Raw genomic sequence first — 24,863 nt, 5'->3', positions numbered from 1 at the left:
CTTGTGGTCGGTGAGATGAAGCAAGGCTGGATGCAAGGCCTCAGCCAAGCATCGCCACCCAAGATGACAACCCGGTGACCAATCTATGACATCCACCCTACTTCAACCCCACCACGCCCGCCACAATCAGCCCGACCGACACCAGTTTGAGCGCGGTCAGGCTTTCGCCCAGCAGCGCAAAGCCGAGGAACACCGTGCCCAATGAACCGATGGCGGTCCAGATCGGGTAGGCGATGCTCACCGGCAATTCGCGCATGGCCAAGGTCAGGAAATAGATCCCACCCACGGCCGCCACCACGGTGATCACCGAAGGCCAGAGCCGGGTGAAGCCTTCGGCGTACTTCATGCCCATGGCGAAGGTGACCTCGAACCCGGCGGCAATCAGCAGGAACAGCCAGGCCATCTAGAACTCCCTGGCCAGCGCCAGCAAACGCTGTTCGGCCTCGGCTACGGAAACCTGGAAGGTGCGCTCGGCGGACTCCTCGCCCTCGGCAGCGACAACCGTGACGTCAGTGATGCCGATGAACCCCAGTGCCGTGCGCAGCAACGGGTCGGCATGGTTCATCGCTTCAAGCTCGCCACCGGGGCCGAAACCAAACCCGCCGCGACTGGTGACGATCAACGCCTTCTTGCCCCGCACCAGCGGTTCGTACTGCGCGATGCCGTTGTCCAGGGTGTGATTGAACGTCAGCCCGAGCCGCACAATCTGGTCGATCCAGGCCTTGAGGCCACTGGGCACGCTGAAGTTGTACATCGGGGTGGAAATCACCAGCAGATCATGACCGAGCAACTCCCCCACCAACTCATCGCTGAGTGCCAGGTCGGCCTGCATCGACAACGGTCGCGCATGAGGCTCCGGATGAAAAGCAGCCGCTACGAAGGCTTCGTTGACGGCCGGGATCAACGCCCGGCCGACTTCACGGCGGGTCAATTGCGACTGCGGGTTACGGACCTGCCAGGCTGAAAGAAACACCTCGGCCAACCGCCGCGAGTGAGAGCGTTCGCCACGGGGGCTGGCGTGAATGGCAAGAATTGTGCTCATCTGAATCTCCTTAAGGGCTAAACTGAAACGGCTTGTGGTTGCAGCTTGAAGCGCACAGCCACCTGCCTTCAAATGAGCAAAAATCAGTCTGGATGAATCTATTTCACCCATGGAGTTTTAAATGTTTGCCTCGTTGCCATTGACCGCCCTGCGGGCCTTCGAATCCGCCTCGCGCCTGCTGAGTTTCAAGGCTGCCGCCGAAGAGCTGTCCGTGACGCCGACGGCGGTTTCCCACCAGATCCGCTCCCTGGAGAACTGGCTCGGCGTGCCGCTGTTCGAACGACTGCCACGCCAGGTGCGCCTGACCGAGGGCGGCGAACGGCTGTTCCGTAGCCTGCATGGCGCCCTGCTGGAAGTGGCGCAAAGCGTCGATACCTTGCGCCCGCAACGCAGCGGCACGAGCCTGACGATCTCCACCACCGCCGCTTTCGCCGCCCTCTGGCTGGTGCCTCGGCTGGGACGGTTTTATGCCCGGCATCCGAACATCAACGTGCGGCTGGACACTCACTGCGAAGTCATCGATTTGCATCAGGACGCCAGCGTCGATCTGGTGCTGCGCTACAGCCTCGACGATTACCCGAACCTGTATGGGTTGTGCCTGTTCGACGAGTCCTTCGGGGTCTATGGCTCGCCTGAACAAGTGGCCCTGGCGACCCGTCGGGTACCTACCCTGATCAGCGTGCAGTGGCATAACTCCAAACTGTATGCCCACGGCTGGGAAGCCTGGTGCGCGCAATCCGGCGAAACCTGGCTGGCCGGACAGCCAGCGGTGCGTGAATACGACGAAGAACATTACGCCCTGCAAGCCGCCATCGCCGGGCAAGGTTTGGTGCTGGCGAGCAATATTCTGGTGTCGGAGAGTGTGGCCAGCGGCTTATTGCTGCCTTACCGGGGTGAGATTCAGGTCGACGGGGCCGGATACAGCGCACTGTGTGTACCAGGGCGCGAACGGCATCCGCCGGTGCGGGCGTTTTTTGCGTGGTTGCAGGAGGAAGCTCGATTGTCTGGTCTATTGCCAAGATCGAAGCCTGCGGCAGCTCCTGCAGGGGAACGCGTTCCAATGTAGCGGCCGCAGGCCGAGATCTTTTGATCTACCGGGTGGGCTTGACCGTCACCGGCGCCTTGCCCGCCTTCATCTGCTCCAGCAACGGCGCACATTGATTCGGCTCGCCAGCGCTCGGCGCGATCAGCGCCAGCAAACCCGCCGCCGGCGCGGCAATCACACCCAGTGCCACCATCCCGGCCCCGCGCAGCATCAGCGGCACCGCTTTCACCCCCGCATCCGGCTTGATGAACTTGCCCCGCACATACAGCGGCGAACGCAACGAAATCAAGCGCCAACCCTTGGATTCCGGGCTGATGGTCAGGTCCAGTTGCTCGGTCGCCATGTTCGCGGTGCCATCGATGTAGACAATCGCGTTCTCGGTATCGAAGACGAACAACTGCGTGGTCGCCAGACCGCTCTTGATGTCGAAATTGGCCGCCGCGCAGTTGATCTTCACTTCCTTGTCGCCAAAGATTTTCCCGACCACATAGTTGCCGACATTGAGCCCGGCCAGCTCCATCAACTCACGACTGATCGCGCCGTCATTGATCAGCATCTTCAAATTGCCGTCGGCGGTGCCCAGCAGCTTGGCCACCGAGTTGCCACGACCGACAAGGTCGGCATCGCCATTGAGCTCACCGAAACTGGTTTTCATCCGTTCAATGGAGGGGAACAACTGTTTGAGCTTGAACTTGCGCGCGGTCAGTTTGGCCCGGCCTTCCAATGGCTCAGCGCGCCCGTTCAGACGAACCTGCGCATCCAGATTGCCGCCAGCCACGCCGAAACGCAGGGGCTCGAGACTGAGCACACCATCCGTCAGCACCAAATGGGTGTAGAGGTCGTTGAACGGCAGTTTTTCGCTGTGGACGATGCGCTTGCCAGTGAACTCGACGTCAGCGTCCATATCGCGCCAGCGCTCGGTCTTGAATTCCTCGACCGGCAGTATCTTGTCCGCCGGCTGCTTGCTTTCACCGCCGCGGGCCTTTTGCTTGGCATTGGAGTCGGCGCCGATCAGTGGGGCCAGGTCGGCAAACAACAGTTGATTGGACTCCACCGCCCCGCTGAGCTTGGGCCGCGGTTGACTCGCGACATAAGCCAGGTTGCCATGGATGTCGCTCTCGCCAATCTTGCCGTTGAAGTCCTCATAGCGGTACACCGCCCCGCCCGACTCATGCAACTTGGCGGTCAAATGCCCATCCGTGGCGTACGGCGGGGTATCCGGCAGGGTCACGCCGATCAGCGGATAGAGATTGCCCAGGCTGGCACCGGCCAGTTTCAGGCGCAGATCCAGGGCGCCGAGGTTCAATGGATCGGTGAGCGTGCCGGCCAGTTCGACGCTGGTGTCGGCAATCTGCATTTGCGCATGAAGCGGGAACGGCTTGGCGGCATCCTGTAGGGCCAGCAAACCACCGATTTTGCCTTGGCCAGCCAGATTCTGGCCGTGGTATTGGCCTTTGACCTTCAACGCGAACGCGTAATCCTGCGGCGAACCGCCCTTCTCAAGCGCGGTTTTCGCCGCTTTGTCGCCGACGATGTCACTGAACGGAATCGGCTTGCCCAGCGGATCGATCAGCAAGTCGAGGCGGGTTTTCAGGCTCTGGTCGTCGAGCGTGACATGGCCCTTGTCGAAGCCGATGGCACCGATGTCCAGCACCCAGTTAGAAGGCTCGGCATTCGGGTCCTTGGGGTCGAACTTGAATGTCCAGTTGGCGCGGCCGTCGGCCAGACGCTGCAGGTCGGCATTGGGCTCGGTCAGGTCGATGCGCGGGATCGTCACCCGCTGTGTCAGCAAGGCCAGCGGTGAAATACGCAGCTCGACGCGTTTGAGGGTGGCCATCTGCGGTTGCTTCGACCAGTCCGGGTTGCCCAGGCTCAGGTCCTCGGCCACCACATGCGGCCACGGTACCCAGGCCCGCCAGCCGCCTTCGTCGGGCTCGCGCTGCCAGACCACCGCGAGGTTGCCATTGATGGCGAACGGACGATGCAGTTCTTCGGAGACTTTGGCGTTAAGGGGCGGTTTGATCCGGTTCCAATCGAAGAACGCGATGATCAGCACCAGGACGGCCAGCAGCACAACGAGGCTGGCGGAGGTCCAGGCAAGCATTTTACGAGTGCGCGTCATTGCACAGAGCTCCTGAATACGACTGAGCGCCCTGACAGCGACGCACTGATGAAACGTTAGGCCAGAACCGGCCTGCCATGAAATGTACGACTGGAAAACGGCCCGCAGGTTTAACCCGAAGGCCGATTCGAACGCAAATAGCCGTCTCGCCCCTCCCTTTTCAGCGTTACCGACCCCGCACTTTTGCGAGGCGAAAATGAGTCGAAAATACCCACCTCAGTGCAAAAACGTTCGCCGGAAACGCCCGTTCTAGAGCCGCTCGGCCAAACAATCAATTCCGTTGATTATTACCATTGCGTTTATGAACTTTTATATCGACTTATCGAGAGTAGCATTGAACTCGTACCCACTTTATCGCCCTCCCAAGGAGCAACCCATCATGAAACGCGAATTACTGCTTAGCCTGACCCTCTCAATGTTAGCCAGCACCGCTTTTGCTCTGCCGGCTGCCGATCAGGCCACTCCACAAGTCAAAGACAGCCACTCGGTGTTCAGCCAGACCGTTGCCGATGGTGCCAACGGTAACGAGCGCCTGAAAGAAAAAGGCCTGATCACCCAGGATGGCTCGGATCGCACTCCACAGGGCCAAACCCTGGCTGCTGACGGTACTGACCGCACTCCACAAGGCCAAACCCTCGCTGCTGACGGTGCCGACCGTACCCCACAAGGCCAAACCCTAGCCGCTGACGGTACCGATCGCACTCCACAAGGCCAAACCCTGGCCGCTGACGGTACCGATCGCACTCCACAAGGCCAAACCCTTGCTGAAGGTGGTGGTGACCGTGTGATCGAACGCAACAGCGCTGTGAGCTAAGCCCATGGCGGCCTGGAAAAAAAGCCCAATCCCCGGATTGGGCTTTTGACTTTATAGAAGCTGCATTTCCCCCGCGTGATCCCCCGACAGTCCGTTCGACGCCAGCGAAGCCGATTTGCTAGAGTGCGCCGCTGTCCCTGTCCAGAAAACACCCTTGCGATGCTGCCCCGCGCCGAACAGAAACAACAGACCCGCAACGCCCTGATGGACGCTGCCCGCCACCTGATGGAAAGCGGCCGAGGATTCGGCAGCTTGAGCCTGCGCGAAGTGACGCGAACCGCCGGGATCGTGCCCACTGGTTTCTACCGGCACTTCGCCGACATGGACGAATTGGGCCTGGCGCTGGTGTGCGAAGTCGGCCAGACCTTCCGCGAAACCATCCGCCTGGTGCGCCATAACGAATTCGTCATGGGCGGTATCATCGATGCCTCGGTGCGGATCTTTCTCGACGTGGTCACGGCCAATCGCTCGCAGTTCCTGTTTCTTGCCCGCGAGCAGTACGGCGGCTCGCTGCCGGTGCGCCAGGCCATCGGCCGCCTGCGCGAGGACATCAGCTCGGACCTGGCGGCCGATTTGTCGCTGATGCCCAAACTGCAGCATCTGGACATCGCCGGCCTGAGCGTCATGGCCGATCTGATCGTCAAAAGCGTGTTCGCGACCCTGCCGGACATCATCGATCCGCCGGCCGAAGCATTGCCCGAGCACCTGACACCCCAGGCGAAAATTACCCAGCAGTTGCGGTTTATCTTTATCGGGCTGAAGCATTGGCAGGGACTCGGCAGTACCGAGTAACCCGTTAGAAAAAGATCGCAGCCTTCGGCGGAAGGCTGCGATCTTTTTTTGTGCGCTGCAAATTGGTGCGTAAACACCCGCCACGCACCAACTTCAATCAAAGTCCTGCAACATTGTGAGTCTCCCCCGTCGCTCTGACAGGCATTTCCTACCTCTCACCCGATTGGCAAGCCCCTTGCTCTAGCCTGAACATTGTTCATTGCTGGAAGCCTTCCGATGCTGGTGATTCATCGCAGAATCGACCCTCAACCCGTCTGGGCCGCCGAGTTGCACCTGACCTTCGAAGCCAGGAGCAAAAGTCGCTTGCGCTGTTTCAGTGCCGAGGGTGAAGACGTCGGCTTGTTTCTGGAGCGCGGCCAGCCGCCGCTGCATGACGGCGAATGCCTGCAAGCCGAAGACGGGCGCGTCGTTCGCGTCTGTGCTCGCCCCGAACAACTGCTGCACGTCACCTGCGCCAATGCGTTCGAACTGACCCGCGCCGCCTATCATCTGGGCAATCGCCACGTGGCCCTGCAAGTCGGCGACGGCTGGTTGCGCCTGCTCGACGATTACGTGCTCAAGGCCATGCTCGAACAGCTTGGCGCCAAGGCCGAGAACATCGAAGCGCCGTTCCAGCCGGAACACGGTGCCTACGGTGGTGGCCATCACCACTCGCGCCACGGTGACGAGGACTTCAACTACCCGCCGAAACTGCACCAGTTCGGCGTGCGTTTATGAACCCCGCCTGGGCGCTGCTGCGCCTGGCCAGCCCGCAGCTGCCGATTGGCGGCTACAGCTATTCCCAGGGCCTGGAAATGGCGGTGGATAACGGCCGGGTCAATGATCCCGACAGCGCGCGACGCTGGATCAGCGATCAATTGCTGCTGAACCTGGCGCGTTTCGAAGCACCGCTACTGCTCGCCCATTGCACCGCCGCAGCCGAAGAAAACTGGGCCGAGTTGCTGCAACGCTGCGAAGAGCATCGCGCCAGCCGCGAAACCCGTGAGCTGCATCAGGAGAGCCGGCAGATGGGCTATTCGCTGCAGCAACTGCTCAACGGCTTGCCGGAGCTGGACGAGCCTGCTCGCGCCTTTCTCGAGCAACGCCCTGAACCGCACTTGGCTCTCGGCTGGGCGCTGGCGGCTCGCGCCTGGAACATCAACCCGCAAGATGCGCTGGCCGCCTGGCTCTGGAGCTGGCTGGAAAACCAACTGGCGGTGTTGATGAAAACCCTGCCGTTGGGCCAGCAAGCCGCACAACGCCTGACCAGCGAACTGCTGCCGTTGCTGCAACAGGCGCAGCAAGACGCCAGCCGAATCAATCTCGAACACGTTGGCAGCGCCGCTTTCGGTCTGTCCCTGGCGTGCATGGCCCATGAGCGCCAGTACAGCCGTCTGTTCCGTTCCTAGGGCCTTTTAGTTTGGAGAATCACATGAACACACAACCCCTGCGCGTCGGCATCGGCGGCCCGGTCGGCTCCGGCAAAACCGCCTTGACCCTGGCCCTGTGCCTGGCCCTGCGCGAACGCTACAACCTGGCCGTCGTGACCAACGATATCTATACCCGCGAAGACGCTGACTTTCTGGTGCGCAACGAAGCCTTGGCACCGGAGCGGATCATCGGCGTGGAAACCGGCGGCTGCCCGCACACGGCGATCCGCGAAGACGCCTCGATCAACCTCGAAGCCGTGGACCAACTGAACCGGCGCTTTCCGGGGCTGGATCTGATCCTGGTGGAATCCGGCGGCGACAACCTCTCGGCGACCTTCAGCCCGGAGCTGTCCGACCTGACCATTTACGTGATCGATGTCTCCGCCGGCGACAAGCTGCCGCGCAAGGGTGGCCCCGGCATCTGCAAATCCGACCTGCTGGTGATCAACAAGATCGACCTGGCGCCGCTGGTAGGCGCGTCGCTGGAGATGATGAACAGCGACACCCAACGCATGCGCAACGGTAAGCCGTTTGTCTTCAGCAACCAGAAAACCGGCCAGGGCCTTGAAGAAATCATCGCCTTCATCGAACGCCAGGGCCTGCTGACTGCGGCCTGATCACACTTATCAACAAGGAAGCTTATCCATGACACTGAAACGCATTCTGGGCGCCATGGCCCTGCTGCTGACCCCAGCCATTGCCTTCGCCCACCCGGGCCATGGCGACAACGGCTTGATCGCCGGCATCAGCCACCCGATCGGCGGCCTCGATCACTTGCTGGCGATGGTTGCCGTGGGGTTGTGGGCGGCGCAGCAGAAAGGCGCTGCGCGCTGGGCCCTGCCGTGCACATTCGTGGGCACCATGTTGATCGGCGGCTTGCTGGGTTTTGAAGGGCTGAACCTGCCGGCGCTGGAAAGCGGGATTGCGGCATCGGTATTGGCGCTGGGCCTGGCGGTGGCGTTGGCAGTGCGTCCGCCGCTGAGCCTGGCGGTGGCGGCGACCGCGTTGTTCGCGCTGTTTCATGGCGTGGCGCATGGTCTGGAATTGCCGGACATGTCCAGTCCCTGGGCGTATGCCGCAGGGTTTGTGGCAGCGACAGCGGCGTTGCATGCCGCGGGTTATGCGATGGTTCGCGTCTTGCCTCAGGCCGCGGCACCATTGGTTCGGCTGGCGGGTGCGGCGTCGGCGGTAACCGGAGCTTGGTTATTAGCGGGTTAATTCTCTAGCGTCTGGACTGACCTCTTCGCGGGCAAGCCTCGCTCCTACAGGATTGTGTTTGACCCCGCAATTCGTGTCATGACACGAAACCTGTAGGAGCGAGGCTTGCCCGCGAAGGCGGCCTGACAGACACCGCATCTCCAAGGCCTGCTAACATGTCGCGCAATTAACCCTGCCGTGACGACGCCAGCCAATGCCGCATGCTTCCCGCTCTGCCTCCCAGCCTGAATTGACCGCCCTGTTCGCCTCAGTGCACCAGCACTTCCAGGACGTGATCGTGCCGCTCTGGCAGGGCCCCGGCTGGAACGCCGACATGGCGTTGCCTTATGAGGCGCTGGATGCCGAGCATAAACCGCTGCCCCCTCAGCGCTACCGGGCCATGGCCTGCGCGCGGCAGCTGTACCTGTTCTCCAGCCTGATCGGCCAGGTGCCCAAGGCTGAAGAGCGCGCGGCGGCGCTGTTTCGTTCCTTGCAACGGCATTTCCACGATGCCGAGCATGGCGGCTGGTTCTACAGCATCGACCCGCAAGGTACGCCGCTGGACCAGCGCAAAGACCTCTACACCCACGCCTTCATCCTGTTCGCCTGCGCCCATTATTGGGACAAGGTTCGCGAACCGCTGGTGGAGTCGGTACTCAACGCCGCGCTGGAAGTGGTAGCGCAGCGTTTCGCCACGGGCGACGGCCTGTACGAAGCCAGCCTGGACCGTGATTGGTCCTCGCTCGACTCCGGGCCATTGCAGAACCCTCTGATGCATTTGGCCGAAGCCTTCCTCGCCACCCTTTCGGTGCGCGAAGACGCGGCTGTGCAGAACGCACTCATCGAGTTATGCACAGCCATGCAAAAGCGTTTCATCGACCCGCGACATGCGGTGTTGATGGAGAAGCCGCTGGGAGCTGTGGATAACTGGTTCGAGCCGGGCCATCAGTTCGAATGGTATTTCCTGCTGCAATCCTCGCCATTGCTGCGCGGCTCGACACTGCATGCCTCGCTGGAGCGCGCGTTTGCGTTCACCGAGCAATGGGGTGTCGATCAGCAGACCGGTGCCGTGCGAGCGATGCTGGAACTGGATGATCACCCTCGTGACGCAACCCAACGCATCTGGGCTCAAGCCGAATACCTGCGCGCCCTGACCTTGCGCCCGGACAGCGAAGCATCGGTGCAACGCCAATTGCAGGCGTTGCAACAAAGCTTTCTGCATGCGGGCGGTTGGTATGAGTGTCGCGATGAGCAGGGCGAAGTGAGCCGCAAGGACATGCCTTCGACCACGCCTTATCACTTGGCAACCTGCTATCGCGGATTGGCCGAGTATCTCTGCTGAGTTTTTTGTGGCGAGGGGGCTTGCCCCCGTTGGGCTGCGCAGCAGCCCTAGTGTTTTATCAGTTGCATCGCAGGCGGCTGCTTCGCACCCGAACGGGGGCAAGCCCCCTCGCCACAATTACGCCTTGCCGCCATTACGCTCAATGGCAAACCCGCTCCAGGTCTGGCTCACCGGCATCAGCTCAAGGCTGTTGATGTTGATGTGGGCCGGTGCGTTGAGCACCCAGAAAATGGTCTCGGCGATGTCTTGCGGCTGGATCGGGTCGGCACCGGCGTAAGTGGCGTTGTAACGCTCCTGGTCACCGGCGAAACGCACCAGCGAGAACTCGCTCTCGCACAGGCCCGGCTCGATGTTGCTGACCCGCACGCCCGTACCTTGCAGGTCGCAGCGCAGGTTCAGGGAGAACTGTTTGACGAACGCCTTGCTCGCGCCATACACGTGGCTGCCCGGGTACGGGTAGTTGCCGGCGATGGAGCCGAGGTTGACGATGCTGGCGCCACGACCATGAGCGATCAAACGTGGCAGCAACAGGCGGGTGCTGTACATCAGGCCTTTGATGTTGGTGTCGACCATGGTGTCCCAATCATCGAGATTGCACTTGGGCGCCGGGTCCACACCCAGGGCCAGGCCGGCGTTGTTGATCAGCCCGCGCAGCTTGGCGAAGGATGGCGGCAGGTTGGCAATCGCCTCCTCCATGGCCTTGCGGTCCCGTACGTCGAGCACCAGGCCATGGACCTCGGTCTGTTTCGACAACTCGGCGCACAGGGCATTGAGGCGCTCTTCACGACGACCTGTCAGCACCAGTTTCCAGCCGGCCTCGGCAAAACGACGGGCACAGGCTTCACCAAAACCGGAGGTCGCGCCGGTAATAAACAGGGTGTTGGACATCGTGTTCTCCTTGCGTCGGCTGACAGTCAGCCCTTGGAATAGAAAATCAACCGGCAGCATGCCCGGCCTTTTCCACAGCGGCAACCATGGCAAAAAACGTACAAAAAACGATCAATACTGGCAACACCCCATGCCCCGTGGCTTGCAGCCATGTACGCGCACCTTATCCACAGGCCGGTCCACAGTTTCCGGGGGCAAGTGGAAAAGCTGCAAGCCGCTATCCACAAGGCTTTGCGGGCAGATTAGAAAGTTTTTTGCTTGACCCTGAGGCACCCGCTGTGTAACCCAGGGCAATTTGCACGACCGAGCGGTCAGAGCGACGATGGCGCCAAGCCAGCAACCACGGCCCTCAGCCGAGTCTTTCCAGAGTTTAACCACAGACTTATCCACAGGCTTGTCCACCTCGGCTCATACCGTGTTCGCTCATAACAAAAAGGTTGACAAAGCCGGCTTGAGGCTCGCCAAAAACACCTGATCAAAAAACAATCACCACTCTGCAGGCCACGGATTCAAAGGCTTACAGCCAGCTACTCCCACGTTATTCACAGCCAGCTCCACAGCAAACGGGGACAAGTCAAAACCGTGACAAAACAGCAATTTGCAGCGGCTTTATGTCGCGCTTTGAGAGGTCATGAATATTGTTTTCCACAATTTCCCTTTACCTCAAACCACAGCCTCGTGTAGGGATTGTGCGGGCATAAAAAAACGCCCTGAGTTCGTCAGGGCGTTTTCCAGGCTCTTCGGTTTAGTGCCCGCCGAGATAGGCGTTACGCACCTCCTCGTTCACCAGCAGCTCCTTGCCGGTGCCGGTGAGGCGGATCTGCCCGTTGACCATCACGTACGCCCGGTCCGAGAGCTTGAGGGCGTGGTTGGCGTTCTGCTCCACCAGGAAAATGGTCATCCCTGTCTTGGCCAGTTCCCGCAGGGTCGCGAAGATCTGTTTCACCACAATCGGCGCCAGCCCCAGACTCGGCTCATCGAGCAGCAACAGCTTGGGTCGGCTCATCAACGCCCGGGCGATGGCGAGCATTTGCTGCTCGCCACCAGACATGGTCATGGCCCGCTGGTTACGCCGCTCCTTGAGCCGCGGAAACAGCTCGAACATGCGCTCCATGTCCTCGGCGGCGTACTTGTCACCGATCGGGATGGTGCCCATCAGCAGGTTTTCCTCGACGGTCATGTCGGGGAACACCCGACGGCCTTCCGGCGACTGAGCGATACCGTTGGAGGCGATGTAGTGGGACGACTTGTGAGTGATATCCACACCCTGATAGACGATTTGCCCGTCAGTCGCCCGTGGCTGACCGAAAATCGACATCAGCAGGGTCGACTTGCCGGCACCGTTGGAGCCGATCAGGCTGACGGTCTCCCCTTCATTGATGTGCAACGAGACTTTCTTCAGGGCCTGGATCGGTCCGTAGAACACGTCGATCTCTTTCAGTTCGAGGATCGGTTGACTCATACCAGTTCCTCTTCGTCGGCGCCCAGGTAGGCGGCAATCACTTTCGGATCGTGTCGGATCGCATCAGGCCCGCCCTCGGCGATGACAACGCCGTGGTCCAGCACCACGATGTGGTCGGAAATGCTCATGACCATGCCCATGTCGTGCTCGATCAACACCACGGTCAGATCATGCTCGTCACGCAGCAGCCGGATCATCGCGCTCAGCGCTTCGGTTTCCTGAGGGTTGAGACCGGCGGCCGGTTCGTCGAGGCAGATGATCTGCGGCCGGGTACACATGGCCCGGGCGATCTCCAGACGGCGTTGCTGACCATAGGACAGTTCACCAGCCAGGCGGTTGGCGCAGTCCACCAGGTCCACCACTTCCAGCCAGTAGAAGGCGTGGTCCAGTGCATCGCTTTCGGCCTTGCGATAACCCTTGGTGTTGAGGATGCCGGCCAGCATGCCGCGGTTGACCCACATGTGCTGGGCCACCAGCAGGTTTTCCAGTACCGACATCTCCTTGAACAGGCGAATGTTCTGGAAAGTCCGCGCCAGACCGGCACGGTTGATCAGGTGCGTGCCACCGAACATCTTGTAGTGGAGCCGGCTGATGAAGCTTTTGGGCGAAACGAAATCGGTTGCCTTGAACGGCTCCCCGAGCATTTTGATGACGTTGGTCTTCACCCCACGGGTGTTGAGCTCGATATGCCCGCCGGACGCTTTGTAGAACCCGGTCAAGCAGTTGAACACAGTGGTCTTGCCCGCGCCGTTGGGGCCGATCAACGCGAAGATCGAGTTGCGCTTGACCTTCAGGCTGACGTCACTCAACGCCTTGATGCCACCGAAGTGCATCATCAGGTTCTCGACCGAGAGTACGACTTCACTCATGGCGCTACTCCTTTACGCGGGGTCACACCGGTACGGCTGATCCGGATCAGGCCGCGCGGTCGCCAAATCATCATCAACACCATCAGGATGCCGAACAGCAGCACGCGATATTCAGCGAAGCCGCGCAGCAGTTCCGGGGCGACGGTCAACACGAATGCTGCCATCACCACGCCGATGGTCGAACCCATGCCGCCAAGTACCACGATGGCGAGGATCAATGCCGATTCGAAGAAGGTGAACGAGGTCGGGTTCACAAAGCCCTGATAGGTCGCGAAGAACACGCCGGCCAGGCCCGCCGTCGATGCGCCGATGGTGAACGCCGACAGTTTGACCAGTACGTGATTCAGACCCATGGAGCGACAGGCGATTTCGTCTTCACGCAAGGCTTCCCATGCGCGACCGACCGGCATGCGGGTCAAGCGATGCTTGATGTACAGCACGGCCAGCACCACCAGGAACAACACCGCATAAATGAAGTAGTACTTCACGTCCGGGTTGTAGGCGATGCCGAAGAACTCATGAAAAGGTACCCCGCCGTCCTTCGCCCGCTTACCGAATTCGAGACCGAAGAAAGTTGGCAACGGCGCCGCCATGCCATTCGGGCCACCGGTCAGGGACAGCCAGTTATTGAGGATCAACCGGATGATTTCACCAAAGCCCAGGGTCACGATTGCCAGATAGTCGCCGTGCAGACGCAGCACCGGGAAACCCAGGATGCACCCCGCCAGCCCGGCAGTGATCGCCGCCAAAGGCAGCACCGTCCAGAAGCCCAGCCCCAGATATTGGTAACCGAGCGCCAGGCCGTAAGCGCCGATGGCATAGAACGCCACATAACCCAGGTCGAGCAGGCCAGCCAGGCCGACCACGATGTTCAGGCCCAGGCCCAGCAGCACGTAGATCAACCCAAGGATGACCACGCCCAACAGGTAAGAGTTGGAGAAGAACGGGAATACCACGGCGACAACGATCACCAGCGGGACGACCCAGCGCAACCGGGATTTGTAATCAGGCGCCAGAACATGAACCCCGGAACCGGTGCTCTCGAAGCCTTCGAGAATTCTCAGGCCTTTGGGGGTTTGCAAGAACAGGCTCAGGGCAAAGCGGCCAGCCATGACGATGGCGACTATCCATGCCACGCGCGTCGGCTGCAGGTTGAAGCCGTAGCCGTCGAGGACCACACCAACAATCGGGCCGAACACAATCAGGGCGATGAGGCCGGCAAGAATCGCGTCAACCAGGCTTTTTTTGACATCAATGGTTTTAGTGGTTGAAGACATCGCTTACACCTTCGACACAAGAGGACGGCCAAGCAGGCCTTGAGGCCGAAAGACCAGAACAAGAACGAGCAGCGAGAAGCTGAAAACGTCTTTGTAATCCGAGTTGACCAGCCCCGAGAACAGCGACTCGGAGATCCCGAGAATGATCCCCCCCAGCATGGCGCCGGGCAGTGAGCCGATCCCGCCGAGCACTGCCGCGGTGAACGCCTTGATCCCGATGACGAAGCCTGCGTAGAAGTCGAACGTGCCGTAGTTCATGGTGATCAGCACACCGGCCAGGGCCGCCATCGCCGCACCGATGATGAACACGTAGGAAATCACCCGATCGGTGTTGATCCCCAGGATCGAAGCCATCTTGCGGTCTTGCTGGGTGGCGCGGCACATGCGGCCGAGTTTGGTGTACTTGATGACATAGGTCAGCAAGCCCATGCCGACGAATGCGGCAACCAGAATGAAGATTTTGGTGTAGGTGAGTTGAACGAAGCCGCTCCCGACTTCAACTCGCCATGCACCGGTCAGCAGTGTTGGTACACCCTGTTGACGGGCACCCTGACTGATCTGTGCATAATTTTGCAAGATCAGGGAAATACCGATGGCGCTGATCAGCGGTGCCAGTCGGGTGGAGTTGCGCAGCGGTTTGTAAGCGACACGCTCAATGACCCAGCCATACACCGCGGTGACGATGATGGTGAAAACCAGGGTGCCGAGCATCAGCAGCGGGAAGGATTCAATACCGAAGTAAGCCAGCAGAGCCAGACTGATCGCCGCGAGGTACGCAGAGATCATGTAAACCTCGCCATGGGCGAAGTTGATCATGCCGATGATGCCATAGACCATTGTGTAGCCGATGGCGATCAGGCCATAGACCGACCCGAGGGTCAGGCCGTTGACCAGTTGCTGCAGGAAAATACCATCCATAACGCAATCTCACGCACTTGAGAGACTGCACAGAAGCCGGGTGCGACGGACCGGGGTTCAGCCGCCGGCGCAACTCGGTTGTGTGCAGCTCTACGAGAAAAGACAGGTACTGCACGGACATGTTTCAGGACTGCCCGGCGCGCAAGGCGCCGGGCAGATCAACCGCTCATATCACTTCTGTTTTTCCAGCTGGTGGTATTTGCCGTCCTTGTCCCACTTGTAAACCACGTAGTCGGAGACTTTCAGGTCGCCCTTGCTGTCCCAGGTCTTCTCGCCCATGACGGTCTTGACCGGGTTGGCTTTCAGCCATTTGGCAGCGTCCTCGCCCTTGTTGGATTTGGCGCCATTGAACGCTGCGGCCAGGGTCTGGACCGAAGCGTAGGCGTACAGGGTGTAGCCTTCAGGTTCGGTGCCGGCCTTGCGGAAGGCGTCTACCACGGTCTTGCTGTCTGGCAGCAGACGTGGGTCGGCGCCGAAGGTCATCAGTACGCCATCAACGTTCTGTGGGCCACCGGCGGTGGTCACCAGTTCGTCAGTCACGATGCCGTCATCGGACATGAACTTGACGTCTTTGAGGCCCTGTTCACGCAGTTGCCGAACCAGTGGACCGGCTTCCGGGTGCAAGCCGCCGAAGTAGACCACGTCGGCACCGGCCGCACGGATCTTGGTGACGACGGCGCTGAAGTCTTTCTCGCCGCGAGTCAGGCCTTCATACAGTACTGGCGTTACGCCGCGCTTGATCAGTTGAGCCTTGGTGGCATCTGCCAAGCCTTGGCCATAGGTGTCCTTGTCGTGCAGCACGGCGACTTTCTTGCCCTTGAGCACGTCGACGATATAGTCGCCAGCCACGATACCTTGCTGGTCGTCACGCCCGCACATGCGGAACATGGCACTCAGGCCGCGCTCGGTCACCTTGGGGTTGGTGGAACCTGGGGTGATCGTGATGATGCCGGCTTCATCGTAGATCTCGGAGGCAGGGATGGTCGACGAGGAGCAGAAGTGACCTACCACACCAACGACTTTCTTTTCAGTCAGGTCTTTGGCGACCGTCACAGCCTGCTTCGGCTCGCAGGCGTCATCGCCTTTGACCAGTACGATTTTTTCCCCGTTGACACCGCCGGCGGCGTTGACCGCATCAGCGGCTGCCTGTGCACCCTTCATGTACTGCTCGCCAAATGCCGCGTTGGCGCCTGTCATAGGGCCGGCCACACCGATTTTCACATCAGCCTGTGCAAACGCAGAAACACCCAACGCAGCTGCCACTGCGAGGGCCAGAAAGCCTTTCTTGTAAAACGTCTGGGACATGAGGTGGTGCTCCAAGGTTTTTTTTAGTTGGCACTGCGACTTCACTGAATGCTCAGAGCAAGGGCCGTGCCATCGGTTTTTTATTCTGAAAAAAGTCGCTGCTTTCTTGTTATTTCGACTGTTTCGATCCCATTTTCATTGGGCGTGCAACCGTCTAAACCGCGGGAGGTGAAACCATTTATTTCAAAAGGCGCAACCCGCATGCGCCATCATTGCAACCGCAGCGCCAAACGATGTGCAACCTGCCTGTAACAGCCCGCGTCACCGAACTGCACACTGCCGGTGCACAACTGCTACAACCCGCACCATTACAGGCTAGCCGCTTCGCTGAAAAGCGCTGCTTCCAGCAACATATTTCAACAATCAGATCACGATCCGCAGGCACTGGCCCGCGTGATACAGCGAAAAACCGGCCTCATACAGGCAGCTTCGCAGCCCCACGCCCGCCAATGGCTGCATGGGTGCGAAGGGAATCGGCAGGGCTTGAGGATTTCCGTTACACAAGTAGTCGGCGAAGGCTTTGCCGACCACTGTGCCGGTGGTCACGCCTCGACCGTTGTAACCAGTAACGGCCACCAGACCCGGTGCCGGCTCGAACAGGCGCATCAAATGATCGGGGGTGAAGGCGATGCAACCGGTCCAGGTGCATTCCCATTCCACCGGTTTCAGGTAGGGGAAGTAATGCTGCTGAACCCGATCGGCCCAGGCTTTGAGGAACCAGGTCGGTTTCTGGTTGCCATTGCCGAGACTGCCGAGCAACAACCGCCCCTCGGCATCACGACGGATGCTGCTGAGCACTTGCCGGGTGTCCCAGGAACCCTGACCACCGGGCAGAATTTGCTGCGCGGCGTCTTCGGTCAGCGGCACCGAAGCCACTTGATAGTAATAACCGGGGAAGAAGTTGCGACGCAGCTCCGTCCAGTCGCCTTCGGTATAGGCATTGGAGGCGATCACCACCTGTTCGGCCAGCACCGAACCCTGGACGGTCTGCACCGACCAGCGCTGGCCCTGACGTTCGAGTCGGGTCACCGGGGAATGATCGAACAACTGACCGCCAAGGCCGATAGCCGCGTTGGCCAGCCCCGTGGTGTAGGCCATCGGGTTGATCGTGCCGGCACGCCGGTCGAGCAGCGCGGCGGCGATCTTCCGGGTGCCCGTGGCTTGTTCGCAGGCAGCTCCGGTCAACAATTCCACCGGTGCCCCACGACGTTTCCATTGTTCTTCGCGACTGCGCAGGTCCGCCTCGCCACGCGCGTTGTGCGCCATGTGCAGCGTGCCTTCGCGGCGCAACTGGCAATCGATGTTGTATTTGTCGACGAGGCTGAACACCAGCGACGGCGCCGCTCCGAGCATACGGTTGAGCTGACTGCCGACCGCCTTGCCAAAACCGGCTTCGATTTCGTCCGGAGGAATCCACATCCCGGCGTTGACCAGCCCGACGTTACGCCCCGAACCGCCATGGCCGGCGCGATGCGCTTCCAGCACACAGACACTTTTGCCTTGCTCCAGCAGATGCACCGCCGCCGACAGCCCGGTGAAACCGGCACCGATGACGCAGACATCCACCGTCACCTCACCCTTGAGCGCCGCATTGTCGGGCCTTTGCGGCGTCAGTTTTTCCCACAGACACTCTTCGCGTAACGGCATTGCCAGACTCCGAAAATGAAACCTAACCAACACACCATCGATCGTTCCCACGCAGAGCGTGGGAACGATCGATCAACAGCTTGTAGCTTGCTGCTTAATCGAACGTAATCCCCTGAGCCAACGGCAACTCCAGCGAATAGTTCACGGTGTTGGTCTGGCGGCGCATGTACCCGCGCCATGCATCGGACCCCGACTCACGACCGCCGCCCGTTTCCTTCTCGCCGCCGAACGCGCCGCCGATTTCCGCGCCGCTCGGGCCGATGTTGACGTTGGCGATGCCGCAATCGCTGCCCACCGCCGACATGAACCGCTCGGCTTCACGCACGTCGGTGGTGAAGATGCACGACGACAGGCCTTGTGGCACGGCGTTGTTCAGGCGCAATGCCTCTTCGAAATCGGTGTAACCGATCACGTACAGAATCGGCGCGAAGGTTTCGTCGCGCACCACATCGCTCTGTTCCGGCATTTCGACGATGGCTGGCGAAACGTAGTAAGCGTTGGGGAATTTGTCTTCCAGCTGACGCTGGCCACCAAACACCCGGCCGCCTTCGCTCAAGGCTTGCTCCAGCGCGTCCTGCATGTTGTCGAAGCTGTGTTTGTCGATCAGCGGCCCGACCAGGTTGCCTTCCAGCGGATGGCCGATGCGCACTTTGGAGTAAGCGGCTTTCAGGCGGGTGACGATTTCTTCCTTCACCGATTCGTGGGCAATCAGGCGACGCAAGGTGGTGCAACGCTGACCGGCAGTGCCGACGGCGCTAAACAGAATCGCCCGTACGGCCATGTCCAGATCGGCACTTGGGCCGAGGATCATCGCGTTATTACCGCCCAGTTCCAGAATGCTACGGGCGAAACGTGCGGCGATTTTCGGCGCCACTTCGCGGCCCATGCGGGTGCTGCCGGTAGCGCTGATCAGCGCGACACGCGGGTCATCGACCAGGGCTTCGCCTGCATCGCGACCACCGATGATCACTTGGCTCAGGTGCGGCGGGGCGTCGCTGAAGTTCTTCAGGACACGGTCGAACAGCGCCTGACAGGCCAGCGCGGTCAGCGGGGTTTTCTCCGACGGCTTCCAGATCACCGGGTTGCCGCACACCAGCGCCAGCGTCGCGTTCCAGGCCCAGACGGCGACCGGGAAGTTGAACGCGCTGATCACGCCGACGATGCCCAGCGGGTGCCAGGTTTCGCGCATGTGGTGGCCAGGGCGCTCGGAGGCGATGGTCAAACCGTACAACTGACGGGACAGACCGACCGCGAAGTCGCAGATGTCGATCATTTCCTGAACTTCACCCAGGCCTTCCTGAGTGATCTTGCCGGCTTCCCAGGAAACCAGCTCACCGAGATCGGCCTTGTACTCGCGCAGGATGTCGCCCAATTGACGAACCAGTTCGCCACGGCGCGGCGCCGGCACCTTGCGCCACAATTCGAACGCATGATCTGCGCGACTGATGTGCTGCTCGACTTCAGCGGCGCCTTCCCAGTTCACGGCGGCAATCCGACTACCGTCGATGGGCGAATGCACCGGCACTTTGCCGTTCTGGTACAGAGCCGGGTTCACACCAAGACGATCAAGCAATGCGGCAACCATGGGTCACTCCTCGAGCAGAAACAGAAAACGTGCAGCCGGATTGATTCGACTGATCTGACCTGTAGTTTTAGCGCTCCCGAGGTTCTCCAACAAACGACGATTAAGCGAGATATCATTCCGTTTATTCATGCTGCGAATCTGCCGGTAACACGCGTGCCACGTAGAGAGACAAGAACAAGGAGAACCGATGCTGAATAAACGCTACTTGCCATCGATCACTGCGCTGCAGTGTTTCGAGGCCGTGACCCGGCATTTGAGCTTCACCCGCGCCGCCGAAGAGCTGAACCTGACCCAGAGCGCCGTGAGCAAACAGGTCGCGCAACTCGAAGAGTTGTTGCAGCACCTGTTGTTCCGCCGGGTGCGCCGACGCCTGCAAATGACCCCCGCTGGCGATTTGTATTTGGTGGAGGTGCGAAAAATCCTCACCCAAGTCGAAATGTCGACCCATTACCTGCGCTCCTACGGCGGAGACACCGAAGTCTTGCGCGTCTCCACGCCTCCGACCTTCGGCGCGCGCTGGCTGGTGCCACGCTTGAAAGGCTGGCGCCTACGTCATCCGTCAATCCATCTGGACCTGTGCAGCGAACAGGAAGCCGACGACCTGCTGCAAGGTCGCAGCGACCTGGCGTTCTACTTCGGCCAGGGCTCACGGCCCGGCACCGAATGCCTGAAGCTGTTCGGCGAAGAGCTTGTTCCTGTGTGTGCCCCGGGCAGTCTGCCGGACACGCCGTTCACCGATCCGACCCAACTCACCGACCTGGTCCTGCTGCAAAACGCTTCCCGCCCCCAGGCCTGGCACGACTGGTTCGACAGCCAGGGCTACCACACCGAACACAGCTACCACGGCCCGCGTTTCGAAACGTTCTATATGTGCATCCGCGCCGCCCAGGTCGGCTGCGGCGTGGCGCTGTTGCCGAAGTTTCTGGTGGAAGAGGAATTGGCCGACGGCAAGTTGGTCATTCCCTGGCAGCATGCAATGCCCAGCACCGACGCCTATTACCTGGCGTATCCGGAGCATTCGGCAGAAGTGCCCAAGGTGCGGGATTTTGTGAAGTGGATGCTGGAGCAGATGGACAATCCGAATGCACCGCAAAGTTGAAATATCACGCGACCTCTGTGGCGAGGGGGCTTGCCCCCGTTGGGTCGCGTAGCGACCCCAAAACCTGCAATCGCGGCCCCTAAGACAGATCGTGCATACCGAATTTACGACCGCTGCGCAGCCGAACGGGGACAAGCCCCCTCGCCACGGAAATCTCTAGCGTCTAAAAAATTGCTGGCAATCCTCACCGCTGATATGCGCCACTAGCCCCATTCATTGAAACAGCTGCAACGTCGCTGCCACGGGCCGCGACCCGCCTGGAGACCCGTTATGAGCGAGAGTGTGTTTGCCGATCGCATCGTGCAGAACCTGCTCGACACCGACTTCTACAAACTGACGATGATGCAGGCGGTGCTGCACAACTACCCTAACGTGGAAGTCGAATGGGAGTTTCGTTGCCGTAACAGCGAGGATCTGCGCCCGTACCTGGCAGAGATCCGTTTCCAGATCGAGCGCCTGGCCGAGTTGAGCCTGAGCGCCGATCAGTTGAGCTTCCTGGAGCGCATCAGCTTCCTGAAACCGGACTTCCTGCGCTTTCTCGGGCTGTTCCGTTTCAATCTGCGCTATATCCACACCGGCATTGAAAACGGCGAGTTGTTCATCCGCCTGCGCGGGCCGTGGCTGCACGTGATTCTGTTCGAAGTGCCGTTGCTGGCCATGGTCAGCGAAGTGCGCAACCGCTATCGCTACCGGGAAATCGTCCTGGAACAGGCCCGTGAGCAGCTCTATCGCAAGTTCGACTGGTTGACCGCCAACGCCAGCACCGATGAATTGTCCGAGTTGCAGGTAGCCGATTTCGGCACTCGCCGGCGCTTCTCGTATCGCGTGCAGGAAGAAGTGGTAAACGTGCTCAAGCACGACTTCCCTGGTCGTTTCGTCGGCACCAGCAACGTGCACCTGTCCCGCGAGCTGGATATGAAGCCGCTGGGCACCATGGCCCACGAATGGATCATGGCCCACCAGCAACTCGGTCCGCGGTTGATCGACAGCCAGATCGCCGCCCTCGACTGCTGGGTCCGAGAGTACCGTGGCCTGCTGGGGATCGCCCTGACCGACTGCATCACTTCCGATGCGTTTCTCGGCGATTTCGACCTGTTCTTTGCCAAGCTCTTCGACGGCTTGCGTCACGACTCCGGTGACCCGGTGCTCTGGGCGGAAAAGGCCATCGCCCACTACCACAAGCTGGGCATCGACCCGATGAGCAAGACCCTGGTGTTTTCCGACAGCCTGACGTTGCCCAAGTCTCTGGAGATTTTTCGGGCGTTACGTGGTCGGATCAATGTCAGTTTCGGCATCGGCACTAACCTGACCTGCGATATTCCGGGTGTCGAACCGATGAGCATCGTGCTTAAAATGACTGCATGCAACGGCCAACCGGTGGCCAAGATTTCTGATGAGCCTGGCAAGACTCACTGCAAAGACCCGAATTTCGTCGCCTATTTGCGACACGTTTTCCAAGTACCTGCCACCCTTTCCAGTACATCAAGCAAGGAGTGAATTCATGCAAGCCGTACAGCGTGAGATTGCTGAACAGCTCAAGGTCCAACCGCCGTTCGTGGATCAACTCGCCCTTGAGGCTGAAGTCGCCCGGCGAATCACCTTCATTCAGGATTGCCTGGTCAATTCCGGGCTCAAGACCCTGGTGCTCGGTATCAGCGGCGGCGTCGATTCCCTGACCGCCGGCCTACTGGCCCAACGCGCCATCCGTGAACTGCGTGAGCGTACCGGTGATAACAGCTACAAGTTCATCGCCGTGCGCCTGCCGTACCAGACGCAGTTCGATGAACACGATGCCCAGGCCTCGGTGGACTTCATCGCCCCGGACGAACGCCACACGGTGAACATCGGCCCCGCAGTCAAATCCCTGGCCGGCGAAGTGGCAGCCTTCGAAGGCAAAGAGGCCGTCTGGGTGGATTTCGTATTGGGCAATACCAAGGCGCGGATGCGCATGGTCGCGCAATACACCATCGCCGGTGCGGCTCATGGCCTGGTGATCGGCACCGACCACGCGGCAGAAGCCGTGATGGGTTTCTTCACCAAGTTCGGTGACGGCGCCTGCGACCTCGCACCGCTGAGCGGCCTGGTGAAAAACCAGGTCCGGGCAATTGCCCGCAGCTTCGGCGCGCCAGAGTCGCTGGTGGAGAAAATCCCGACCGCCGACCTCGAAGACCTGTCGCCGGGCAAACCGGACGAAGCATCCCACGGCGTGACCTACGCCGAGATCGACGCCTTCCTGCACGGCGAACCGGTGCGCGAGGAAGCGTTCAAGATCATTTGTGATACGTACAAGAAAACACATCACAAGCGTGTGATGCCGTTCGCGCCTTGATTCTGTCCCCTGTAGAAATGAGCACAAAAAAAGCGTCCCGGGTGGACGCTTTTTTTATGCGTTTGAATCGATTACTTCAGTGTAACCGTGCCTTTCATCATCGAGATGTGGCCCGGGAACGAGCAGAAGAAGCCGTATTTTTCGGCTGCATTGAGCTTCGACACATCGATGGTCAGAGAGTCCTTTTCGCCAGCGCCGATGACTTTGGTGTGAGCGATGACACGGGTATCACCTTCTTTCAGGTAATTCTTGTCGATGCCAGCCGACAGGCCGTCGGTGGCGATCGGCTGCATGTCAGCCTCTTTGCTGATCACCAGGTTATGGCCCATGACGTTTTTCGGCAGGCTGCCGGAGTGGGTCAGTTCAACGGTGAAGGTCTTGCAGCTTTTGTCGATTTCAATGGCCTTGGTGTTGAAGGACATCTGATCGGTGGAGTCGATGGTCGTTTTGCACTCGGCAGCCATCAATTGGCTGCTGGCCAGTGTCAGCAGGGATACCGCAACAAGTTTGGCAAACATGGTGAATCTCCAAGGCAGGGTTAACGAAAGTGCGAATGGACAGAAGACTGCCTGAAATCTTCGCAAGTTCCTATGACCTGAATCAAAAATTGTATACAACTTTCGGGCTATGACACCCATCGAAACAATCTACCAGCCAGACGTCTGGGACGGCCCTATCATCAGGGCCATCATTACTCACCTGGAGCGCCTGTCATGTCTTTCAGCAGCTTGTTGAGCAGTTTGTTGGCCGCCTACGCCTGTGGCGCCAGTGGCACTTACGAAACACCTGAACGCGCGGTTTAACCCTTGGAACGATACGAGCCTGCCTTTACTCTGTGGTCCTGATTGACCATGGAGCAAGGCATGTCTTTAACGTCCGTTTGTGTATTTTGCGGTGCCAGCACCGGCACCAATCCGGCTTATCGTGAGGCGGCTGTCGCCCTGGGGCGAGCATTGGCCGAGCGCAAGCTGACCCTGGTCTATGGCGGGGGCGCCGTCGGGCTGATGGGAATTGTGGCAGATGCCGCACTGGCGGCCGGCGGCGAAGTGATCGGGATCATTCCGCAGAGCCTCAAGGACAAGGAAATCGGCCACAGTGGCCTGACCCGCCTGGAAGTGGTCGACGGCATGCATGCGCGCAAGGCGCGAATGGCCGAGCTCAGCGATGCCTTCATTGCCCTGCCCGGCGGTCTGGGCACGCTGGAAGAGCTGTTCGAAGTCTGGACCTGGGGCCAGCTCGGTTATCACGGCAAACCGCTGGGTTTGCTGGAAGTGAACGGTTTCTACAGCAAGTTGACGTCTTTTCTCGATCATATCGTCGGCGAAGGCTTCGTTCGCGGGCAGCACCGTGACATGCTGCAAATGAGCGAATCACCGCAAACCCTGCTCGATGCACTGGACGCCTGGCAACCCTCGGTACCGCCAAAATGGACCGAGCAAAAACCCAGCTAACGGCTCGGTGCCGATACAGGGCAGAATATGCGCCGCTCAACCTCACCTTCGACCCCAGAGGATCGCCCATGGCTAAACCTAATTATTCCTTCGCCAAACGTCAGAGAGACTTGGCCAAGGAGCAGAAGAAAGAGGAAAAGCTTCAGCGCAAGAAAGCTACAGCTGAAGAAGAAGCAGCAGCACTGAACCCGGATGCAGAAGGTGAAGTGGCGGCAGAAGATGATGTTGAAGCACCGAAAGATCAGGCGCCCGACGCCTGAGACCCTCAGG

Annotated in this window: 25 protein-coding genes; 13 read left to right on the top strand and 12 right to left on the bottom strand. The window is 60.0% G+C overall.

What is annotated here, in order from left to right; translation table 11 throughout:
* Positions 1–97 precede the first annotated feature (97 nt).
* Positions 98–403 (bottom strand): DMT family transporter, encoded by a 306-nt coding sequence (locus AC1DQM_RS21145; RefSeq protein ID WP_007903452.1) that lies wholly within the window; start codon positions 401–403, stop codon positions 98–100.
* Entirely contained in the window at positions 404–1,042 is a 639-nt protein-coding gene (locus tag AC1DQM_RS21140) for an FMN-dependent NADH-azoreductase (protein ID WP_477746794.1), read from the bottom strand.
* A 121-nt stretch (positions 1,043–1,163) separates the two neighbouring features.
* On the opposite strand from AC1DQM_RS21140, the gene AC1DQM_RS21135 reads away from it, so the two are divergent.
* Complete coding sequence (locus AC1DQM_RS21135; RefSeq protein ID WP_477746793.1) at positions 1,164–2,108, top strand: LysR substrate-binding domain-containing protein; 945 nt, start codon at positions 1,164–1,166, stop codon at positions 2,106–2,108.
* Between the two features lie 25 nt (positions 2,109–2,133).
* Here AC1DQM_RS21135 and AC1DQM_RS21130 read toward each other — a convergent pair whose 3' ends face one another.
* On the bottom strand, positions 2,134–4,209 hold the full coding sequence (locus AC1DQM_RS21130) for an AsmA family protein (RefSeq protein WP_111455291.1): 2,076 nt from the start codon (positions 4,207–4,209) through the stop codon (positions 2,134–2,136).
* Between the two features lie 379 nt (positions 4,210–4,588).
* On the opposite strand from AC1DQM_RS21130, the gene AC1DQM_RS21125 reads away from it, so the two are divergent.
* From AC1DQM_RS21125 to AC1DQM_RS21095, 7 genes are all read left to right on the top strand, one after another.
* Positions 4,589–5,023, top strand: coding sequence for a hypothetical protein (locus AC1DQM_RS21125; protein ID WP_477746792.1), 435 nt, complete (start codon positions 4,589–4,591; stop codon positions 5,021–5,023).
* Positions 5,024–5,182: 159 nt separating this feature from the next.
* On the top strand, positions 5,183–5,815 hold the full coding sequence (locus tag AC1DQM_RS21120) for a TetR family transcriptional regulator (protein ID WP_018928469.1): 633 nt from the start codon (positions 5,183–5,185) through the stop codon (positions 5,813–5,815).
* A 216-nt stretch (positions 5,816–6,031) separates the two neighbouring features.
* On the top strand, positions 6,032–6,532 hold the full coding sequence (gene ureE / locus AC1DQM_RS21115) for an urease accessory protein UreE (RefSeq protein ID WP_018928470.1): 501 nt from the start codon (positions 6,032–6,034) through the stop codon (positions 6,530–6,532).
* A complete protein-coding gene (locus tag AC1DQM_RS21110; RefSeq protein ID WP_018928471.1) occupies positions 6,529–7,203 on the top strand; it encodes an urease accessory protein UreF in 675 nt (224 codons plus the stop codon). The genes ureE and AC1DQM_RS21110 overlap by 4 nt, the downstream gene beginning before the upstream one ends.
* Positions 7,204–7,226: 23 nt before the next feature.
* A complete protein-coding gene (gene ureG, locus AC1DQM_RS21105; protein ID WP_008001031.1) occupies positions 7,227–7,841 on the top strand; it encodes an urease accessory protein UreG in 615 nt (204 codons plus the stop codon).
* Positions 7,842–7,869: 28 nt separating this feature from the next.
* Complete coding sequence (locus tag AC1DQM_RS21100) at positions 7,870–8,442, top strand: HupE/UreJ family protein (RefSeq protein WP_064616033.1); 573 nt, start codon at positions 7,870–7,872, stop codon at positions 8,440–8,442.
* A gap of 193 nt (positions 8,443–8,635) precedes the next feature.
* Complete coding sequence (locus AC1DQM_RS21095; protein WP_477746791.1) at positions 8,636–9,763, top strand: AGE family epimerase/isomerase; 1,128 nt, start codon at positions 8,636–8,638, stop codon at positions 9,761–9,763.
* A gap of 117 nt (positions 9,764–9,880) precedes the next feature.
* On the opposite strand, the gene AC1DQM_RS21090 is transcribed toward AC1DQM_RS21095, so the two are convergent.
* From AC1DQM_RS21090 to amaB, 8 genes are all read right to left on the bottom strand, one after another.
* Positions 9,881–10,651: an SDR family oxidoreductase gene (locus AC1DQM_RS21090; protein ID WP_086944072.1), complete on the bottom strand. Its 771-nt coding sequence runs from the start codon at positions 10,649–10,651 to the stop codon at positions 9,881–9,883.
* Between the two features lie 745 nt (positions 10,652–11,396).
* A complete protein-coding gene (locus tag AC1DQM_RS21085) occupies positions 11,397–12,113 on the bottom strand; it encodes an ABC transporter ATP-binding protein (RefSeq protein WP_086944073.1) in 717 nt (238 codons plus the stop codon).
* On the bottom strand, positions 12,110–12,982 hold the full coding sequence (locus AC1DQM_RS21080) for an ABC transporter ATP-binding protein (RefSeq protein WP_018928477.1): 873 nt from the start codon (positions 12,980–12,982) through the stop codon (positions 12,110–12,112). The genes AC1DQM_RS21085 and AC1DQM_RS21080 overlap by 4 nt, the downstream gene beginning before the upstream one ends.
* The gene (livM, locus tag AC1DQM_RS21075) at positions 12,979–14,259 is read right to left on the bottom strand and encodes a high-affinity branched-chain amino acid ABC transporter permease LivM (protein WP_018928478.1); all 1,281 of its coding nucleotides are present in this window, start codon (positions 14,257–14,259) and stop codon (positions 12,979–12,981) included. The genes AC1DQM_RS21080 and livM overlap by 4 nt, the downstream gene beginning before the upstream one ends.
* A 3-nt stretch (positions 14,260–14,262) precedes the next feature.
* Positions 14,263–15,177, bottom strand: coding sequence for an ABC transporter permease subunit (locus AC1DQM_RS21070; RefSeq protein WP_007939055.1), 915 nt, complete (start codon positions 15,175–15,177; stop codon positions 14,263–14,265).
* Positions 15,178–15,348: 171 nt separating this feature from the next.
* A complete protein-coding gene (locus AC1DQM_RS21065; RefSeq protein WP_018928479.1) occupies positions 15,349–16,482 on the bottom strand; it encodes a branched-chain amino acid ABC transporter substrate-binding protein in 1,134 nt (377 codons plus the stop codon).
* Between the two features lie 363 nt (positions 16,483–16,845).
* Positions 16,846–18,129: an L-pipecolate oxidase gene (gene amaA / locus AC1DQM_RS21060; protein ID WP_477746790.1), complete on the bottom strand. Its 1,284-nt coding sequence runs from the start codon at positions 18,127–18,129 to the stop codon at positions 16,846–16,848.
* Between the two features lie 94 nt (positions 18,130–18,223).
* Positions 18,224–19,714 (bottom strand): L-piperidine-6-carboxylate dehydrogenase, encoded by a 1,491-nt coding sequence (gene amaB, locus AC1DQM_RS21055; RefSeq protein WP_477746789.1) that lies wholly within the window; start codon positions 19,712–19,714, stop codon positions 18,224–18,226.
* A gap of 187 nt (positions 19,715–19,901) precedes the next feature.
* Between amaB and AC1DQM_RS21050 the strand changes: the two genes are divergently transcribed.
* From AC1DQM_RS21050 to nadE, 3 genes are all read left to right on the top strand, one after another.
* Complete coding sequence (locus AC1DQM_RS21050) at positions 19,902–20,813, top strand: LysR family transcriptional regulator (RefSeq protein WP_305410956.1); 912 nt, start codon at positions 19,902–19,904, stop codon at positions 20,811–20,813.
* A gap of 270 nt (positions 20,814–21,083) precedes the next feature.
* Positions 21,084–22,310, top strand: coding sequence for a nicotinate phosphoribosyltransferase (pncB, locus tag AC1DQM_RS21045; RefSeq protein ID WP_019650677.1), 1,227 nt, complete (start codon positions 21,084–21,086; stop codon positions 22,308–22,310).
* A gap of 4 nt (positions 22,311–22,314) precedes the next feature.
* Entirely contained in the window at positions 22,315–23,142 is an 828-nt protein-coding gene (gene nadE, locus AC1DQM_RS21040) for an ammonia-dependent NAD(+) synthetase (protein WP_018928484.1), read from the top strand.
* 71 nt (positions 23,143–23,213) lie between these two features.
* Here nadE and azu read toward each other — a convergent pair whose 3' ends face one another.
* On the bottom strand, positions 23,214–23,660 hold the full coding sequence (azu, locus tag AC1DQM_RS21035; protein ID WP_064616027.1) for an azurin: 447 nt from the start codon (positions 23,658–23,660) through the stop codon (positions 23,214–23,216).
* 345 nt (positions 23,661–24,005) lie between these two features.
* On the opposite strand from azu, the gene AC1DQM_RS21030 reads away from it, so the two are divergent.
* The gene (locus tag AC1DQM_RS21030; protein WP_018928486.1) at positions 24,006–24,593 is read left to right on the top strand and encodes an LOG family protein; all 588 of its coding nucleotides are present in this window, start codon (positions 24,006–24,008) and stop codon (positions 24,591–24,593) included.
* 68 nt (positions 24,594–24,661) lie between these two features.
* Entirely contained in the window at positions 24,662–24,853 is a 192-nt protein-coding gene (locus tag AC1DQM_RS21025; protein ID WP_018928487.1) for a hypothetical protein, read from the top strand.
* Positions 24,854–24,863 lie beyond the last annotated feature (10 nt).

Source organism: Pseudomonas sp. 01L34 (genome assembly GCF_056400265.1).
This window is presented reverse-complemented; position numbering and strand designations above follow the sequence as displayed.

Coding starts and splice junctions, on each gene's coding strand:
- AC1DQM_RS21145 (WP_007903452.1), bottom strand. CDS start 403: ATGGCCTGGCTGTTCCTGCTGATTGCCGCCGGGTTCGAGGTCACCTTC.
- AC1DQM_RS21140 (WP_477746794.1), bottom strand. CDS start 1,042: ATGAGCACAATTCTTGCCATTCACGCCAGCCCCCGTGGCGAACGCTCT.
- AC1DQM_RS21135 (WP_477746793.1), top strand. CDS start 1,164: ATGTTTGCCTCGTTGCCATTGACCGCCCTGCGGGCCTTCGAATCCGCC.
- AC1DQM_RS21130 (WP_111455291.1), bottom strand. CDS start 4,209: ATGACGCGCACTCGTAAAATGCTTGCCTGGACCTCCGCCAGCCTCGTT.
- AC1DQM_RS21125 (WP_477746792.1), top strand. CDS start 4,589: ATGAAACGCGAATTACTGCTTAGCCTGACCCTCTCAATGTTAGCCAGC.
- AC1DQM_RS21120 (WP_018928469.1), top strand. CDS start 5,183: ATGCTGCCCCGCGCCGAACAGAAACAACAGACCCGCAACGCCCTGATG.
- ureE (WP_018928470.1), top strand. CDS start 6,032: ATGCTGGTGATTCATCGCAGAATCGACCCTCAACCCGTCTGGGCCGCC.
- AC1DQM_RS21110 (WP_018928471.1), top strand. CDS start 6,529: ATGAACCCCGCCTGGGCGCTGCTGCGCCTGGCCAGCCCGCAGCTGCCG.
- ureG (WP_008001031.1), top strand. CDS start 7,227: ATGAACACACAACCCCTGCGCGTCGGCATCGGCGGCCCGGTCGGCTCC.
- AC1DQM_RS21100 (WP_064616033.1), top strand. CDS start 7,870: ATGACACTGAAACGCATTCTGGGCGCCATGGCCCTGCTGCTGACCCCA.
- AC1DQM_RS21095 (WP_477746791.1), top strand. CDS start 8,636: ATGCCGCATGCTTCCCGCTCTGCCTCCCAGCCTGAATTGACCGCCCTG.
- AC1DQM_RS21090 (WP_086944072.1), bottom strand. CDS start 10,651: ATGTCCAACACCCTGTTTATTACCGGCGCGACCTCCGGTTTTGGTGAA.
- AC1DQM_RS21085 (WP_086944073.1), bottom strand. CDS start 12,113: ATGAGTCAACCGATCCTCGAACTGAAAGAGATCGACGTGTTCTACGGA.
- AC1DQM_RS21080 (WP_018928477.1), bottom strand. CDS start 12,982: ATGAGTGAAGTCGTACTCTCGGTCGAGAACCTGATGATGCACTTCGGT.
- livM (WP_018928478.1), bottom strand. CDS start 14,259: ATGTCTTCAACCACTAAAACCATTGATGTCAAAAAAAGCCTGGTTGAC.
- AC1DQM_RS21070 (WP_007939055.1), bottom strand. CDS start 15,177: ATGGATGGTATTTTCCTGCAGCAACTGGTCAACGGCCTGACCCTCGGG.
- AC1DQM_RS21065 (WP_018928479.1), bottom strand. CDS start 16,482: ATGTCCCAGACGTTTTACAAGAAAGGCTTTCTGGCCCTCGCAGTGGCA.
- amaA (WP_477746790.1), bottom strand. CDS start 18,129: ATGCCGTTACGCGAAGAGTGTCTGTGGGAAAAACTGACGCCGCAAAGG.
- amaB (WP_477746789.1), bottom strand. CDS start 19,714: ATGGTTGCCGCATTGCTTGATCGTCTTGGTGTGAACCCGGCTCTGTAC.
- AC1DQM_RS21050 (WP_305410956.1), top strand. CDS start 19,902: ATGCTGAATAAACGCTACTTGCCATCGATCACTGCGCTGCAGTGTTTC.
- pncB (WP_019650677.1), top strand. CDS start 21,084: ATGAGCGAGAGTGTGTTTGCCGATCGCATCGTGCAGAACCTGCTCGAC.
- nadE (WP_018928484.1), top strand. CDS start 22,315: ATGCAAGCCGTACAGCGTGAGATTGCTGAACAGCTCAAGGTCCAACCG.
- azu (WP_064616027.1), bottom strand. CDS start 23,660: ATGTTTGCCAAACTTGTTGCGGTATCCCTGCTGACACTGGCCAGCAGC.
- AC1DQM_RS21030 (WP_018928486.1), top strand. CDS start 24,006: ATGTCTTTAACGTCCGTTTGTGTATTTTGCGGTGCCAGCACCGGCACC.
- AC1DQM_RS21025 (WP_018928487.1), top strand. CDS start 24,662: ATGGCTAAACCTAATTATTCCTTCGCCAAACGTCAGAGAGACTTGGCC.